This is a genomic window from Enterobacter sp. A8 (genome assembly GCF_004296595.1).
GTDB lineage: Bacteria > Pseudomonadota > Gammaproteobacteria > Enterobacterales > Enterobacteriaceae > Enterobacter > Enterobacter cloacae.
This window is the reverse complement of record NZ_SCMF01000001.1, coordinates 687013-703390: the sequence shown is the minus strand read 5'-3', so window position 1 is coordinate 703390 and position 16378 is coordinate 687013. Positions and strand designations below refer to the sequence as shown.

The window sequence follows — 16378 nt, the reverse complement described above, 5'->3', positions numbered from 1 at the left end:
ATCAAGATGGGCATTGTAGCGGGGCTTTATCCGATACACCAGTTTCATGCCGCCAGGACTTTATTACGGCCATCATTCTTGGCGCGATAAAGCGCGTCATCTACCCGTTTGAAGAGGTCGTCGATACTCTCATCCTGGTTGTGCCGCGCCACGCCAATGCTGACCGTAAATCGCGGCAGGCCGGGGATCGAGATGCGGGCAACCGCTGCCCGGATCGTTTCGGCGATTTGCATTGCAGTATCAAGAGAGGTACGTGGCAGCAGAATGACAAACTCCTCGCCTCCCCAGCGGAACACGAAATCCTCTTTTCGGCTACAGGCCTCCAGGGTACGTGAAAGTGCGATGAGCACTTCATCCCCCTTCAGATGACCAAAAACGTCGTTGATATTCTTAAAGTGATCGGTATCCACCAGCAGTAAACTGAATTGCTGCTGTAGAGGCAGGTGCGTGAGATTCATTTGCTCAGCGATAATATAGAACTGTCGCCGGTTGAGCAGGCCCGTCATGGCATCCTGTAACGCGGCATGTTCCAGCTCAAGCTCCAGCCTTTTTTGCTCGGTGATGTCATGGATAATGCACAACATCAGTTTATCCCCGTAGATCTCAATTGGTCCGGCATAGGTCTGAACATGGCGGGTTGATCCATCGGCAAGGCGGTGCACAAAGTTGAGTGGCTTATGCCCACCCGGCAGAGCGGCGATTTCGCTCATCACTGGGATCACATCGCGCCCCAGAGTGTTGATCTCCCAGGTATGCTTGCTGCACATCTCCTCGTGCGAGTAGCCATAAAAGTTAAGCGCGGCGAGATTGGCATCAACAATTTGGCCGTCGCGAGCAGGGTCGATCAGCAACATCGGGGCGCTGTTTGTCAGAAAAAAGCGAGCATAGAATCCTTGCTTTTTTCGCTGGTAAGTAGCGGAGCGGCTCGCTTTAAGCCCGGTCGGTGCCGGATGTGAAATCCCTTCAAAAACGATAATGTCGCCGTACGGCGCATGGTTGGCCAGCGAAAGACGACAGCTCAACGCGGTTTCATGCCCGTCGCGCCAGACTGTCCAGATCTCGACAATCTCCTGGTCCGTTTTCAGCTCAGGGATATACATTGACAGGACGTCTTGCGCATTGGCTGAGAAAGCGCCTTTCCGCAGATCATCCACCGTTTTATCCCCCATCACCTGAACCGCGGCCGTATTCGCAAAAATAATATGGCCGGAAACGGGGGAGATCAGCCACACGGGGGTTTTAATGACATTCAGCGCATCAAAATAATTTTGCGACATAAGGAATTCCTGTACATCGGCACAATATGCCTGACGATCACGACGGAATCGACTCGCGTGGACTCCTCTGAACCATACTCCAGTTAACCCTGTGTAGCATGATTTTTTTGTGAAACAAAAGCGGATTCCGAATGAATTTTACCAATTGGTATAATCTGTTTCTGTGAATTAATCTGCAGCAGTAGCCACGGGATCTGTTCGGCAGGCAAAGGTCTGGCGAACAGAAAACCCTGCAAATAATCACACCCGAGCTCTGTTAACACCGCTCGTTGCTCTTCTGTTTCGATCCCTTCGGCAACAACATACATCTCCATGGTCCGGGCAATATTAATAATGGTCTCCACCAGCTTGCGGCTTTTCTCATTTTCCAGCATTGACGTCACAAAGCTTTTGTCGATTTTGAGCTCTTTTGCCGGAAGCACGCTGAGCATAAGCAGATTAGAATAACCGGTGCCAAAATCATCAATAGAGACGGTGATCCCGGCCTGGTTGAATGCACTCAGTAATTCGATACTGCGGTCGAGATTTTTAAGGGCAGTGCTCTCCGTGACCTCAAGGATGAGCCGGGAAGGAGAAAGATTATATTTCTGCAACAGAGACGATACGGTCTGAAAGATATCCGGCTGTTCAAACTGAACAGGGGATAAGTTAAAAGACAACGTCCAGTGGGCAAAACCTTGTTCAGTCCAGAAATGCAGCTGACGGCATGCGGCCTCAATCGCCCAGTTACCCACGGGAATAATTAATCCCGTCTGTTCAAGCGAAGGTAAAAACAGATTCGGCAGCAGAACGCCTTGTTCGGGATGTCGCCAGCGAAGAAGCGCTTCAAAGCCGTGGATAGTTCTCTCTTCAGCGTGCCAGGTGGGTTGATACCACAGCTCAAACTGATCGCGCTCAAGCGCCTGCGTGAGTTCCTGCAAAAAACCGGGGTTAGCCGGGATCGCCGTCGACATCTCTGTCCGGTAGACCGCCCAGTCGTTTTGGCCTTGCTTTTTAACGTACTGCATTGCCGCATCTGCTTTTAGCTTTAACTCATGCAGCGTTTCGCCATCCTGCGGATAACGACTGACGCCTGCGCTGAGCGTTGTACTCAGCGTATGCCCGCATACGGAAAGCGGGCGGCGCACATCGTCGAGCAGCGTTGAGAGGAGGGACTGGAGTTTGTCGTCATCACATTCTGGAACCAGCAGAATAAAAGCATCGCCCCCCAATCTTGCCAGAGTCATCTCACGGGTAAGCCTCGCCGTGATGCGCTGCGCAATGGTGATTAACAACTCATCCCCGACGTTATGTCCCCAGGTGTCATTAACCTGTTTAAAGTGATCAACGTCGAGGAAGATCACGGCAAACTGTTTATTGCTAAGCAACGCGCTGCGCAGGCAATCCTGCATGCGTAGATCCATCTGGTGGCGATTAGCAAGGCCGGTAAGGGCATCAAACCGTGCCTGTAGTTCAAGCTGTCGATTGAGCGCCTGAAGGTTGTCCGTGAGCCGGTTGGTACGCCAGTGGGAATCAATGAGTGAGATAATCAACATCATGCCGAGCAGGCACAGCGTGGTGACCGACACCCCTATCGATAATCCCAGTTCGCTGATACCGCCGGGTAGGGTATGAGCCATATCACTGAACTGAGCGGCCCGCATGCCGGTGTAGTGCATGGCACAGATGGCAGCGCCCAGAACTAAAGCGGCGAGAATGCGATTGATAAAGATCCCTTTTCGCTGATGCCGCAGGTGAAAGGCCAACCAGAGCGCGGCACCGGAGGCCATTACGGCAATCAATACGGATAAACCGATGATGGGGTGATCCCAGATGATGGGGCTGTCCAGCATCAGTGCGGCCAGACCGATATAGTGCATTGATACCACGCCTGCGCTCAGAATTAAGGTAGAGAGAAGCAGTCTGAAGGGCGAAAGGCGAGCGCCCGTCACGGCAATATTCATTGCCAGCATAGACGCCACCACCGCGACGCCCATTGAGGCGAGGGTTAACCAGAGGTTGTAGCTCATGATCATGGGCATTTTCATTGCTAACATACCAATGAAATGCATCGACCAGATCCCGACGCCCAGCGTAAGCCCTCCGGCAAAACGCCAGAACAGAGCGGCCTTTCCGCTGGAAAGCGGGATTTTTCCGGCATTCTCCAGGGCCACAAACGAGGCGATAAAGGCCACAAGATAAGAGATGGCTATTAACACTGGGTCCCACGATACATTGAGCATTATGCAATCCCACGCCAAAGGGGTTACTGATTTCGCCAACCGGGACAGATCTTTATCTGGCTGCGTGCAGGCGAGTTCAAACAATATTAGTTATAGGGTACGTAAACGGCCCGCACTATTAAAACGCAAAACTGTAAGCAATATAAAATATATTCTCAGTTCTAACTTGTTAAGCACAGCTAAACAAGGGCAGTTAATTGCAACAAAGTCTCTAAAATAGGGTGGTGATTAACCCATTTAGCCGCAGGTGATGGTATCGCTTAAGTTCGTGTCAGACCAGTATCACAGTATCCATGGCACAATATTTCCCACAATACGCTTTTTTTATCTCACTTAAGTTAAATTGCAGGTTGCTAACTGCGAAACGACAAAGCACCGCTATTCGTGAGGACAAACGCCAGTACGGATGCTATAAACCTTAATGCCGACCAAAATATTAAGTTGTGGGAATAATCATGCTAAAAAATATTAGTGTCAGAACCTTCATTGTCTATTTCCTTTTGTCTCTTTTTTTGCTAAACGCAGCTGTCGTCTTTCTATTTACCGGCGCATCGTCACTCTTAATAACGCTCAATGTAATAAATGTGATTGCTCTTTTTTTACTCTGGATTTACATGACCCAATATCTTGTGACACCGATCAATACTGTGAAAAAAAGTATTGAAGAAGTCACGGCAGGGAATCTTGGCGTGACAATCCCCGAGTTTGGCAACAACTGCGCAGGGCGTTTAATTCCCGGGATTAACAGCCTTTCGGGCAATATTGCAACACTGGTCCGGGAAATCAGGGCGTCGTCACAAACCGCCATGACCTTATCGGATCAACTCTCCTCACGCAGCGCGCAGCTATCGGTGAAAACGGAGCAGCAATCGGCTTCTCTGGTGCAAACCGCAGCCAGCATGGAGCAGATGGCTGCGAGCACCAAAAACAATGCTGATAACACCCGACTCGCCAGTGAACAGGCCAATCAGGCAACGCTTCAGGCACGTAAGGGGGGCGAGCTGATGGGGCAGGTTGCTCACAATATGCAATCGATCACCGAATGCGCACAGCAAATGACGGAAATCATCTCAATGATCGACGGCATTGCCTTCCAGACCAATATCCTTGCGCTTAACGCGGCCGTTGAGGCGGCAAGGGCGGGAGACCACGGAAAAGGCTTCTCTGTGGTCGCGGAGGAGGTGCGAAATCTGGCACACCGCAGCGCGGAAGCAGCGAAGAACATCAAAACGCTGATTGAAGTCACCAGCAATAACGTTACACAGGGCGTGACGGTAGTGTCAGAAGCGGAAAAAAACATGCGTGAGATTGTGGCCGGCTCCGGCAATGTCAGCCGTCTGATGGATGAAATTTCCAGTTCCACATCCGAGCAGGAGAAGGGAATTTCACAGATTACGCTGGCATTATCAGAGCTGGAAAGGGTTACGCAAAGCAATGTGGCGATGGCGGAGGAACTTAACGGATCCTCCGACGTGCTGCGCAATCAGGTTATCGAACTGCAGTCACGGACACGCAATTTCCGGCTCGACGGGGGATACGCGGCTGATAGTTCGTTAACTACACCGGTTGTTCCGCTGGCGTTCACGCAGCGACAAGGACATTCCGTCTGAAGGGACGCCGCCGTTATCCGTACAATTCCCGAGCGATTTCAGCGCCATGCGGAACATAGTGGTTGCGTAACCTCTGCCGAAAGCTAGACTGACAACGAAAAGCTAAAAGGTGGAGGCGTTGTGGAGAGCATAAAAGGGTCTGAACTGAACGTTCCTGACGCAGTGTTTGCGTGGGTGTTTGACGGTAAAGGCGGTGCCCGGCCGCTGGAAGACAACGACGTGATCGATCACGCGCATCCCTGCTGGTTACACCTGAACTATACCCATCCGGACAGCGCTGACTGGCTGGCATCCACCCCTTTACTGCCAAATAACGTGCGTGATGCGCTGGCAGGGGAAAGCCTGCGGCCACGCGTGAGCCGGATGGGTGACGGTACGTTGATCACGCTTCGCTGTATTAACGGCAGCACGGATGAACGTCCCGATCAGCTGGTGGCGATGCGCGTCTATATGGATGATGGGCTTATTGTTTCCACTCGGCAGCGTAAAGTGCTGGCGCTGGATGACGTGGTAAACGATCTGAAAGAGGGCACCGGGCCGACCGACTGCGGCAGCTGGCTGGTGGATGTCTGCGATGCGCTTACCGATCACGCGAGCGAGTTTATCGAAGAGTTGCACGATAAAATTATCGATCTGGAAGATAACCTGCTCGATCAGCAGATACCGCCACGCGGTTTCCTGGCGTTACTGCGCAAGCAACTGATTGTGATGCGTCGCTACATGACGCCACAACGTGATGTATATGCCCGTCTGGCCAGCGAGCGTCTCAGCTGGATGAATGATGACCAGCGCCGTAGAATGCAGGACATTGCTGACAGGCTGGGGCGCGGGCTGGATGAAATTGATTCCTGTATTGCCAGAACCGCAGTAATGGCCGATGAGATAGCACAGGTGATGCAGGAGTCGCTGGCCAGAAGAACCTACACGATGTCGCTGATGGCAATGGTCTTTTTACCCAGTACCTTTCTGACCGGTCTGTTTGGCGTAAACCTGGGCGGCATTCCCGGCGGTGCTTATCGCTACGGCTTTACCGCGTTTTGCGTCATGTTAGCTGCTTTGATTGGCGGTGTTGCATGGTGGTTGCATCGTAGTAAATGGTTGTAAATTTACGCTTTTTCCACCTTTTGCGCGGATCAAAACGCTCTTTTAATTGAGCAAAGTCAATAAACAGAAACCGTGTAAGGTGCATTATTACTCCCGCAGGTGAATGCAACGTCAAGCGATGGGCGTTGCGCTCCATATTGTCTTACTTCCTTTTTTGAATTACTGCATAGCACAATTGATTCGTACGACGCCGACTTTAATAGTCGGCTTTTTTTTGCCTCCCGTTTCTCAGGGTCTACCCTAAAAGGGTCAATCCAAAAAACTGGAGGGAAAGATGAACCATCTACTCGCGCTGCAACGACTGCATTCACGGCAGTCCGATCCGGTCCCGACCGACCCAACGCCCATGCCCGATCCCATTCCGCGTCCGCAGCCTATGCCCGACCCGCCGCCCGATGAAGAACCGATTAAATTGTCGCATCGAACCCCGAGATCTGCGAGGATACGCGCCATCTGACCGCAAAGATGACCACGAGAGACTATTGTGACCGCTTTTTCTACCCTGAATGTTCTGCCTGCCGCCCAACTCGATAACCTCAACGAGTTGGGATACCTCACGATGACGCCTGTTCAGGCGGCCGCATTACCCGCCATTCTTGAGGGGCGCGATGTTCGCGTACAGGCAAAAACCGGCAGTGGGAAAACGGCAGCGTTCGGTCTTGGACTGTTACAGCATATAGATGCCACCCTGTTCCAGACCCAGTCTCTGGTTCTGTGCCCGACCCGCGAACTGGCCGACCAGGTCGCGGGTGAGTTGCGTCGTCTGGCGCGCTTCCTGCCCAACACCAAGATCTTAACCCTCTGCGGCGGACAGCCGTTCGGAGCGCAGCGTGATTCGCTCCAGCATGCGCCTCATATTATTGTCGCGACACCTGGCCGTCTGCTGGATCATCTGCAAAAAGGTACCGTTTCACTGGATGCCCTGCAAACGCTGGTGATGGATGAAGCGGACCGTATGCTGGACATGGGCTTCAGCGACGCGATCGACGAGGTGATCCGCTTCGTGCCGGAAGATCGTCAGACATTGTTATTCTCTGCGACCTGGCCTGACGCCATCGCTGCGATCAGCGGTCGTGTACAAAAAAATCCGCTGACGATTGAAATCGACAGCGTGGATGCGCTGCCTGCCATAGAGCAGCAGTTCTTTGAAACCTCGCAGCAGGGCAAAATCCCGCTTCTGCAGAAATTGCTGAGCCAGCACCAGCCCGCCTCCTGCGTGGTGTTTTGTAATACCAAAAAAGATTGCCAGGCGGTGTGTGATGCCCTGAATGCCGCCGGGCAATGCGCGTTGTCATTGCATGGCGATCTGGAACAGCGCGATCGTGACCAGACGCTGGTTCGCTTCGCGAACGGCAGCGCCCGTGTGCTGGTTGCAACCGATGTCGCCGCACGCGGGCTGGACATAAAATCGCTGGAGCTGGTTGTTAACTACGAGCTGGCCTGGGATCCAGAAGTACACGTTCACCGCATTGGGCGTACCGCACGTGCCGGAAACAGCGGGCTGGCCATTAGCTTCTGCGCGCCGGAAGAGGCGCAGCGTGCCAATATCTTGTCTGAAATGCTGCAGATAAAGCTTAACTGGGTGAACACTCCGGGGAACGTTCGCGTTGTGCCACTCGAAGCCGAAATGGCGACGCTGTGCATTGATGGCGGCAAAAAAGCCAAGATGCGTCCAGGCGACGTATTAGGCGCGCTGACAGGTGACATGGGACTGGATGGCGCCGATATCGGCAAGATTACCGTTCATCCGGCACACGTATATGTGGCAATCCGCCAGGCGGTTGCGCATAAGGCATGGAAGCAGCTGCAAAACGGGAAAATTAAAGGCAAAACCTGCCGGGTCAGATTGCTGAAATAAGCGGCAGAAAAAACGCGTCTCAGACGGACTCTGAGACGCGACAGGATTATTTCACTTCAAGTACGTTCAGGCGCAGCTCGTCAAACTGATTATCATCCTCTTCCGGCTGCCAGCCTGCAGGCTGCATGGGGATCTCTTCCCGATCAAACGCCAGATCGCCGCCATTCACCACTTCTGAATCATGGTTGATGCCTTTGAAGTCGAACAGCTCAACATCCGCAAGGTGAGAAGGCACCACGTTCTGCATTGCGCTGAACATGGTTTCGATGCGCCCTGGATAACGTTTATCCCAGTCACGCAGCATGTCACCAATGACCTGGCGCTGCAGGTTCGGCTGAGAGCCACACAGGTTGCATGGAATAATCGGGAAAGCTTTCGCCTGGGAGAAGCGTTCAATGTCCTTCTCGCGGCAATAGGCGAGAGGGCGGATGACAATGTGTTTGCCGTCATCGCTCATCAGCTTAGGCGGCATGCCTTTCATCTTCCCGCCGTAGAACATGTTCAGGAACAGCGTTTGCAGGATATCGTCGCGGTGATGACCCAGCGCAATTTTGGTTGCGCCCAGCTCCGTCGCGGTCCGGTACAGAATGCCACGACGCAGACGAGAGCAGAGAGAGCAGGTGGTTTTGCCCTCCGGGATCTTCTCTTTTACGATACCGTAGGTGTTTTCTTCGACGATTTTGTACTCAACGCCCAGCTTATCGAGATATTCCGGCAGGATATGCTCAGGGAAACCCGGCTGTTTCTGGTCAAGGTTTACGGCCACCAGGGAGAATTTCACCGGCGCGCTCTGCTGAAGATTACGCAGGATCTCCAGCATGGTGTAGCTGTCTTTACCCCCTGACAGGCAAACCATGATGCGGTCGCCTTCTTCAATCATATTGAAGTCTGCAATGGCTTCGCCCACATTACGGCGCAGCCGCTTCTGCAGCTTGTTCAGGTTGTACTGTTCTTTCTTTGTATTTGATTGATTGTCTTGCATTTATTGCTACCTTCGGAGCCAGCAGGGGCAAAAGTTTTCAGCGTGCCGGCTAATCGTTAAGCATCAGCACCTGTTCGCCATTCATTTTCCACGCATTCTATGCCGCAACTGTCTGGCTATGAAAGATGGGTTAACGCCGGCAGTCAATGCCAGCGGGCAAAAGTATGTCGCGTATGGTACGGATTCCGGCGGCGAATACCAGCACGTTTTACAGCGATGAAGGATCTTGTGCCGGCTTGCGGTAAAACGTAATCGGCTTTCTGTTCGCCATCAGCGAGACGTGGTCGTTAAAACAGATAACATACGGTGGGTAAGGGCAGGCAAGCTCCGCTCAATAAAATGGCGGAGCCAGTAAAACGGAAGGACAGATCAGGTGGTTACTTTTCTACAATCTCTTTCACATCCGATTGATGGATCTGATGAATGCTGCCATCTGCATCTTTGTATGAAATTAAACCGGTGTCTTTATCTCGCTCTGGTTTTCCATGTGTGGTCATCATATGTCCATCTTTGGTCGATATAACATAATCACTTGAGCACCCTGTTATTGCTAACGCGACACCTAATGCCAAAAATGCAAAAATACCACCCTTCATATTAACCTCTAATTAACTTTATAGTTACAATCGTTTTAATACAGCATTATTTAACAACAGTGAATTGCAACGCTTCGTCAACGAAAGGGAATTTCCATTTTAAGCAAAAAAGAGCAATAAACGGCCACAGCGTACCCGTATATGTGGCGTTTAATCTTGTGCTTCTATTTGAAATCCGTTTTTTATAGATGTAATCCTTTATGACTATTTCACGTTGCTCTTCATTCGCATCAGTATTGATTTAACTTTTATCGCTGCTTATTATCTTGCGTTTTAGCGTATGGGAATGTGAAGCTCGCATGCGACTTTACTGACGTGCTGGCAGCTAGGATTAGACAATCACTGGCGAACGATTCCCTTAAGATGATATCCCACTGGAAGGGTTGAAAGTGTTTAAGTTAAGTACTTTTGGTTTTATGATTTTATTGTGCTCAGGATGTAGTTCTGATGTGGTTATCACTCCTGCGGAAAAACCGGTTTATAAGCCAATGCCTGATATAACGCAATCTGTAACACCGTCTCAGCAACGGGCGATCATGGCTGGTGAACGTCCCGACTGGACAGACAGAGCACCGGTCACCACGACCAGGCGTTATTGATTTCTGCTTATCATCTTCAGGCTGCATAGCGCAGCGATTTCATAAGTAGTAGAGAACAACCCGGGACCTCACGATGGGGTCCTGCATGCTGATACGTAGCTTTAACGTGACCTGCACGAATAGCCACTTAAACTGCACTGTGTTGAGAGTCTATTCATCTTCAGGCTATTAAGCTGTTTTCCCCGTACAAAGCAGGAGGGAAATAGTGATGGCTGTTTTAAAAGTATGTCTTTTAGTTGGGTGCTTCCTGGCGGGTTGTGTCTTGTATCTTCATCTTTTTACGTCAATGAAGGAAGCATGCATAAAAGATACGGCAGGAGAAGTGTTTCACGTGCGTCAGGTTGAAAATGCTACTGATTGTCAGTCTTTTAACTGGAGCATGTATATACAGTGTGGCTATTTTTAGTCGTAAATATAACAAATGATCAACATGCACAAAGCGAAAATTTATATGCGGTAAAAGAAAGTGCAATCAGTAAACATTAAGATTTATCTGCTTCTGTTTTATTCATTTCTTTCTGGTGTGGGATATGTTAATAGATGGTTGGATAACAGGGTGAAATGAAGTTAAAAATAAAATAAGCATAATGAACATGACAGAGCAAAAAAATATTTTTCGCGAGTGGTTAGATATTCGTTGAAGTAACACAACATACCCTTAATACCGTTGTGCAGTGGTTCCTTTAAAACTGTACGTTATGCTCAACGGCTCTCATTATTAAGGCTCCCGTATGCAAACTGACAAAGACCTTTCCACCTGGCTCACGTTTCGCCGTCTTTGGCCTATAATATCGCCTTTTAAGAAAGGACTATTGGTTGCGGCATTAGCATTAATGATAAATGCCGCCTGCGATCCTTTTATGCTGTCTTTGCTAAAGCCGTTAATGGATGATGGCGTGGGCAAAATGGACCGCTCTGTCATGTTATGGATGCCGGTTGTGGTTATCGGATTGATGACGCTACGCGGTATTACCAGTTTTATCTCCAGCTATTGTGTCTCCTGGGTCTCGGGCAAAGTGGTGATGGATGTGCGCCGGAAATTGTTCCGCCATTTGATGGGCATGCCTGTGTCGTTTTTTGACAAACAGTCAACCGGGACGTTGCTGTCGCGTATTACCTATGATTCCGAACAAGTCGCATCTTCGTCATCAGGTACGCTGATAACGGTCATCCGTGAGGGTGCGTCAATCATCGGCTTGTTCGCCATGATGTTCTACTATAGCTGGCAGCTCTCAATCATCCTGATTGTACTGGCACCTGTTATATCCGTGACTATTCGTATGGTGTCCAAACGCTTTCGCACTATCAGTAAAAGCATGCAGAATACGATGGGGCAGGTCACGGCGAGTGCTGAGCAGATGCTTAAAGGCCATAAAGAAGTATTAATTTTCGGCGGTCAGGACGTTGAAACAAAACGCTTTGATAAGGTCAGCAATAAGATGCGTTTGCAGGGAATGAAAATGATGTCCGCATCGTCAATCTCCGATCCTGTTATTCAGCTTATTGCCTCCCTGGCACTCGCGTTTGTTCTTTATGCTGCCAGCTTCCCGAGTGTTATGGCGACCCTGACGGCGGGAACGATTAGCGTCGTTTTCACATCGATGATTGCATTGATGCGGCCTCTTAAATCCCTGACCAATGTGAACGCACAGTTCCAGCGCGGGATGGCCGCTTGCCAGACGCTGTTCACTATTCTTGATTCCGAACAGGAAAAAGATGAAGGTCAGCGCGTACTTGAACGCGCTAAAGCGGACGTTGCATTTCGCAATGTGACGTTTACCTATCCGGGACGTGAGGCCCCAGCGCTACGCAATATCAGCCTGAACATACCTGCCGGTAAGACTGTTGCCCTTGTCGGACGTTCCGGCTCGGGTAAATCAACCATCGCCAGCCTGATGACGCGATTTTATGATATTGATGAAGGTGAAATTCTGCTGGACGGCCACGACCTGCGAGAATATACCCTTCAGTCGCTTCGTAACCAGGTGGCGCTGGTTTCGCAAAATGTCCACCTGTTCAACGACACGGTAGCCAACAACATCGCCTACGGTCGTACGGAGCAGTACACCCGTGAACAGATCGAGAATGCCGCGCGTATGGCAAATGCGATGGACTTTATCAACAAGATGGATAACGGTCTTGATACCATCATCGGTGAAAACGGGGTACTGCTTTCTGGTGGGCAACGGCAACGTATCGCTATTGCACGCGCACTGTTGCGGGACAGTCCAATACTCATCCTTGATGAAGCAACGTCAGCCCTGGATACGGAATCGGAACGCGCTATACAGTCTGCGCTCGAGGAACTGCAAAAGAACCGTACGTCACTGGTGATTGCGCATCGTCTGTCGACTATCGAAAAAGCTGACGAAATCATTGTTGTTGAAGATGGCGTTATCGTTGAACGCGGAAGCCATGCGGAATTGGTGACTCACAATGGGGTGTACGCACAGCTTCACAAAATGCAATTCGGTGCGTCAAACAGTTAAGTCACATTCACGCTTTTTACCCCGCTTGCAAAAGCGGGGTATCCCGTAATGTCACCCAAACCTGATTCATGCGCAAGATACCGTATAATGCCTTCTCTGAATACGCTTACATATCCTGCGAATGGACCTAACACATTGAATAAATTTTATTTTTTCCTGCTACTCTGTACTGCTATCGGCAGTCTCTTTTCCGCCTGGCCCGTCGCCATATGGTTCCTGCTCATTAACGTCCTGACTATGGTTATTTACGGCGCCGATAAAATGGCAGCACGGAAAGGAATGCGCAGGATACCTGAAGTAACCTTACTGGTCTTCGGCGTTGTGGGCGGGTGGCCCGGCGCCATTATGGGCCAACAGATCTTTCGCCATAAAACGCAAAAGCAGCCGTTCAAAACCTGGTTTTTGATGTCTGTGGTCGTGAGCATCTTAGCCACGGTGGCGCTGTATCATTTTGGTTTTGTTGATCGCTAATGAGCATCATTACTGCCAATAGTAGTAGGCCAAATCCTGGTGGGTTGCTGTTTTTTGTCCGTTCTGAATAATACGTGCAACAACACGGACGACAGCATCTCATGAAAATAAAATGTATTATGCTGGCAGCGCTGATGTTTTATTCAGCGCCTGGCTGGTCGACGTTTCAGGAGCGGGAATATAATACCTGGTATATAAAAAATGCCGTTCTTTATGACATGACGCAGACGTCGGAAGGTTTTCCGGTAATGGTCAGCGTATCTCAGCCCGGGAAAAAATCCGCTAATCTGGTGGTTTCATACATCACCGAAGGTCAATGCGGAAAAAATACGCTGCCGCTTAATGTGAATGGTAAAGTGCTGCCCGCCAGATATTACTGTGTTCAGGTTGGGTCGAACAGAATTGAACATTTTTCAGTGGTCGATGCAACCAGCGTCAATGCCCTGGTGACGCATCTGAATTCAGATTTCACCCTTCTCCTGCAAAACGATATCAAGATTTGGGCCGCAAATATCAAATCGCCGAAATACGGTCTGACACCGCGTTTTTAAAATCCTGCTACGCTTGTTTGTGGTATCAGGAGCATGAACATGAAGAACAAAGATGAACAAACCGGGTTAGTTGGGCTGGCGATTGGTGCTGCCGTTATCGGGCTTGTTTCGGCACAGAAACCGATCGATCGTAACAGCATTGTTGATGAACTGCTAAGACTCGGCAGGCAAAAGGGTGACGGCGTGGAGGATGAGGTGTTCGTCAAGGCCGCTGAGCTGGTAAGAAAAGGGGTGTAAACGATGGCAGAAATCCGTCATGCCCGATGCCATTGTGGTGCAGTGGCATTCACCGTTGCGTTAACCGATGGGTTAAATACCGCCCGTCGCTGTAGCTGTTCTTTTTGTCGGATGAGAGGGGCGGTTGTGGTCTCTGCACCGTTAACCGGTATAACCGTCACCAAAGGCGAGGATAAACTTACGGAGTACCGCTTTAACACCGGTACAGCCCGGCATTTCTTCTGCTCGGTCTGCGGGATTTATACCTTCCATCAGCGGCGTTCTAATCCCAATGAATACGGTGTAAATGTCGCCTGTTTTGAAAACGTCTCTCCGTTCGATTTCCCGGAAGTGACGGTGATGGATGGGGTTAACCATCCTGCGGATGGCGAAAGTGGAGTCTTTGGCTATCTCTCTTTTCGCAAACGCGCGCCAACGCAAGCGTCCTAGCCGCCTGGCCACATTGTGCTAACGCTGGCTATAGTGGGAAGTGGGTATCTTAAAGAGGAGACATTATGCTTAGTGTTGAAAAAGACGACCCACGTGAGGCGCCTGAATCAGGGGATAAAAAGCCTCAGCCCGTGAAAAAATAGCATTCACGAAGGGTATCACGGCCACCGGCACTGCTGGTGGCTTTTTGTTTTCAAAGGCTCACTGTTAATGCCTGTCGAGATGATTTAAGAGCGTGCCGAGGTGCCCAACAATATCGCGGAAATCGAAAATTAACGCCATCCACAAACACGCTAAAAGAGCCAGTAGGGCAAGGGATACACGACCAAACAACACAGTTATCCTTAATGATGAGGGGGATATCTGCGCAGTCTAACCCGCAGTCTTTCAACTTATCCTCAACAATCTCGCGATAGCGTGCTGTTGTGCGACTAACCTCAAAAAAAGTGAGCCCGCATGATGCTGCGGGCTCTGATCATCAGAACTGGTAAACCAGGCCTAATGCAACGACATCATCGGTACCGATACCGTTGTTTTTGTAGAAGCTGTCATCTTCATCCAGCAGGTTGATTTTATAATCCACATAGGTGGACATGTTTTTGTTGAAGTAATAGGTTGCGCCTACGTCGGCATATTTAACCAGGTCCTGATCGCCCTGACCGTTGCCCAGGTCTTTACCTTTCGACTGCAGGTAGGAAATTGCCGGACGCAGACCAAAATCGAACTGGTATTGTGCGGTAACTTCGAAGTTCTGGGTTTTATTCGCCACGGCGCTTTCATTGTCGCCGTAAGGGGTCATATTGCGGGTTTCAGAATACATGGCCGCCAGATAGATATTGTTGGCGTCATATTTCAGACCCGCGGTCCAGGCATCCGCTTTATCCCCGCCCGCGGTGGTATTTCTCACCTGATCGTTGGTACGGTCGGAAGAGGTATAGGCCGCCCCCGCTGAAATTCCCATACCGAAATCATAGGTGGTAGAAATACCGAAGCCGTCACCGTTCTCATGACGCGTGTCGCGACCATTATTGGTCCCTTCCTGGTTATTGCTGGCATCTTCGTTATTACCCTGATACTGCAGAGCAAAGTTCAGACCCGGCACCAGGCCATAGAAATCGGTGTTGCGGTAGGTTGCTACGCCATTGGCACGACCGGTCATAAAGTTATCGGCATAGGTGTAAGAGTCGCCGCCGAACTCTGGCAGCATATCGGTCCAGCCTTCCACGTCGTACAGAACGCCATAGTTACGGCCGTAGTCAAAGGAACCGTAGTCACCCACTTTCACACCGGCGAAGGCCAGACGTGTCCAGGACTGGTTGTCAGACCCTTCGGTGTTATTTGCCTGAATGTTGTATTCCCACTGTGCGTAGCCGGTCATCATGTCGTTGATCTGGGTTTCGCCCTTGAAACCCAAACGCATATAGGTCTGATCGCCGTCTTTAGACGTGTCATCAGAGAAGTAGTGCAAACCATCTACTTTTCCGTACAGATCTAATTTATTGCCATCCTTATTATAAATCTCTGCTGCATGCGCAGCGCCAGCCATTAACAGAGCCGGAATCATCAGGGCCAGTACTTTTCTTTGCATTATGGTATTCCTTTGCGGTTGTTTTTATTTAATTACCTGTTGAACTTTCCTTTGCGGAGAGTTGTCACATGCTAAATCACTCCGCTGAAAGAGTAATAAATTATAATTGTTACGAAGTGAGTAAAATCTAAAGGGAATTCTTCTGCGGTAATGTTAATTTGTTTGATGAATGTTTTAGTGAAAAACATAATAAATTAAAATTATTAATCATGCAGTAAATCAGGTAATGTCTGCCCCGTTATATGCCTTTAAGATTATTATCCATAATTTCCATGAATATCATTTATTCATTTAACGTGATGCTCAGGGATTATTTGGTCTGGCCCGGTGTGAATACACCGGGCTTTTTTTATGGCATAAAAATG

General features: G+C 49.9%; 15 protein-coding genes and 1 pseudogene. 10 read left to right on the top strand and 6 right to left on the bottom strand.

Annotated elements, in window-relative coordinates; all coding sequences use genetic code 11:
• Positions 1–44: 44 nt before the first annotated feature.
• Both EQV24_RS03300 and EQV24_RS03295 read right to left on the bottom strand, forming a co-directional pair.
• Entirely contained in the window at positions 45–1277 is a 1233-nt protein-coding gene (locus EQV24_RS03300; protein WP_130626177.1) for a sensor domain-containing diguanylate cyclase, read from the bottom strand.
• An 83-nt stretch (positions 1278–1360) separates the two neighbouring features.
• Positions 1361–3499 (bottom strand): EAL domain-containing protein, encoded by a 2139-nt coding sequence (locus EQV24_RS03295; protein ID WP_130626176.1) that lies wholly within the window; start codon positions 3497–3499, stop codon positions 1361–1363.
• A 455-nt stretch (positions 3500–3954) separates the two neighbouring features.
• On the opposite strand from EQV24_RS03295, the gene EQV24_RS03290 reads away from it, so the two are divergent.
• The 4 genes from EQV24_RS03290 to dbpA all read left to right on the top strand — a co-directional run bounded on the left by EQV24_RS03290 (position 3955) and on the right by dbpA (position 8071).
• Positions 3955–5109: a methyl-accepting chemotaxis protein gene (locus tag EQV24_RS03290; RefSeq protein WP_065186957.1), complete on the top strand. Its 1155-nt coding sequence runs from the start codon at positions 3955–3957 to the stop codon at positions 5107–5109.
• A gap of 120 nt (positions 5110–5229) precedes the next feature.
• On the top strand, positions 5230–6213 hold the full coding sequence (gene zntB, locus EQV24_RS03285) for a zinc transporter ZntB (RefSeq protein ID WP_047023108.1): 984 nt from the start codon (positions 5230–5232) through the stop codon (positions 6211–6213).
• Positions 6214–6505: 292 nt separating this feature from the next.
• On the top strand, positions 6506–6670 hold the full coding sequence (locus EQV24_RS23880) for a hypothetical protein (RefSeq protein ID WP_283841960.1): 165 nt from the start codon (positions 6506–6508) through the stop codon (positions 6668–6670).
• A gap of 27 nt (positions 6671–6697) precedes the next feature.
• Positions 6698–8071 carry an ATP-dependent RNA helicase DbpA gene (gene dbpA / locus EQV24_RS03270; protein ID WP_130626175.1) on the top strand — a complete coding sequence of 458 codons (1374 nt, stop codon included), beginning with the start codon at positions 6698–6700 and terminating at the stop codon, positions 8069–8071.
• Positions 8072–8117: 46 nt separating this feature from the next.
• Here the strand turns inward: dbpA and ttcA are convergent, their stop codons facing one another.
• From ttcA to EQV24_RS03260, 3 genes and pseudogenes are all read right to left on the bottom strand, one after another.
• Positions 8118–9053 carry a tRNA 2-thiocytidine(32) synthetase TtcA gene (gene ttcA / locus EQV24_RS03265; protein WP_013096454.1) on the bottom strand — a complete coding sequence of 312 codons (936 nt, stop codon included), beginning with the start codon at positions 9051–9053 and terminating at the stop codon, positions 8118–8120.
• A gap of 99 nt (positions 9054–9152) precedes the next feature.
• Positions 9153–9358, bottom strand: a pseudogene (locus EQV24_RS23775) (integrase); the annotation flags it as partial.
• 72 nt (positions 9359–9430) lie between these two features.
• Positions 9431–9649: a YgdI/YgdR family lipoprotein gene (locus tag EQV24_RS03260; protein WP_032618552.1), complete on the bottom strand. Its 219-nt coding sequence runs from the start codon at positions 9647–9649 to the stop codon at positions 9431–9433.
• Positions 9650–10979: 1330 nt separating this feature from the next.
• Between EQV24_RS03260 and msbA the strand changes: the two genes are divergently transcribed.
• From msbA to EQV24_RS23770, 6 genes are all read left to right on the top strand, one after another.
• Positions 10980–12737: a lipid A ABC transporter ATP-binding protein/permease MsbA gene (gene msbA / locus EQV24_RS03255; protein ID WP_045903053.1), complete on the top strand. Its 1758-nt coding sequence runs from the start codon at positions 10980–10982 to the stop codon at positions 12735–12737.
• Positions 12738–12824: 87 nt separating this feature from the next.
• Entirely contained in the window at positions 12825–13208 is a 384-nt protein-coding gene (locus EQV24_RS03250; RefSeq protein ID WP_095427471.1) for a DUF1294 domain-containing protein, read from the top strand.
• A 101-nt stretch (positions 13209–13309) separates the two neighbouring features.
• Positions 13310–13759, top strand: coding sequence for a hypothetical protein (locus tag EQV24_RS03245; RefSeq protein WP_048972251.1), 450 nt, complete (start codon positions 13310–13312; stop codon positions 13757–13759).
• A 39-nt stretch (positions 13760–13798) separates the two neighbouring features.
• Positions 13799–13996, top strand: coding sequence for a hypothetical protein (locus EQV24_RS03240; RefSeq protein ID WP_013096459.1), 198 nt, complete (start codon positions 13799–13801; stop codon positions 13994–13996).
• 3 nt (positions 13997–13999) lie between these two features.
• On the top strand, positions 14000–14425 hold the full coding sequence (locus EQV24_RS03235) for a GFA family protein (protein ID WP_045294236.1): 426 nt from the start codon (positions 14000–14002) through the stop codon (positions 14423–14425).
• 65 nt (positions 14426–14490) lie between these two features.
• On the top strand, positions 14491–14568 hold the full coding sequence (locus EQV24_RS23770) for a hypothetical protein (protein WP_223232805.1): 78 nt from the start codon (positions 14491–14493) through the stop codon (positions 14566–14568).
• Positions 14569–14903: 335 nt separating this feature from the next.
• Here the strand turns inward: EQV24_RS23770 and EQV24_RS03230 are convergent, their stop codons facing one another.
• The gene (locus EQV24_RS03230; protein ID WP_013096462.1) at positions 14904–16013 is read right to left on the bottom strand and encodes a porin OmpS2; all 1110 of its coding nucleotides are present in this window, start codon (positions 16011–16013) and stop codon (positions 14904–14906) included.
• Positions 16014–16378: the final 365 nt, after the last annotated feature.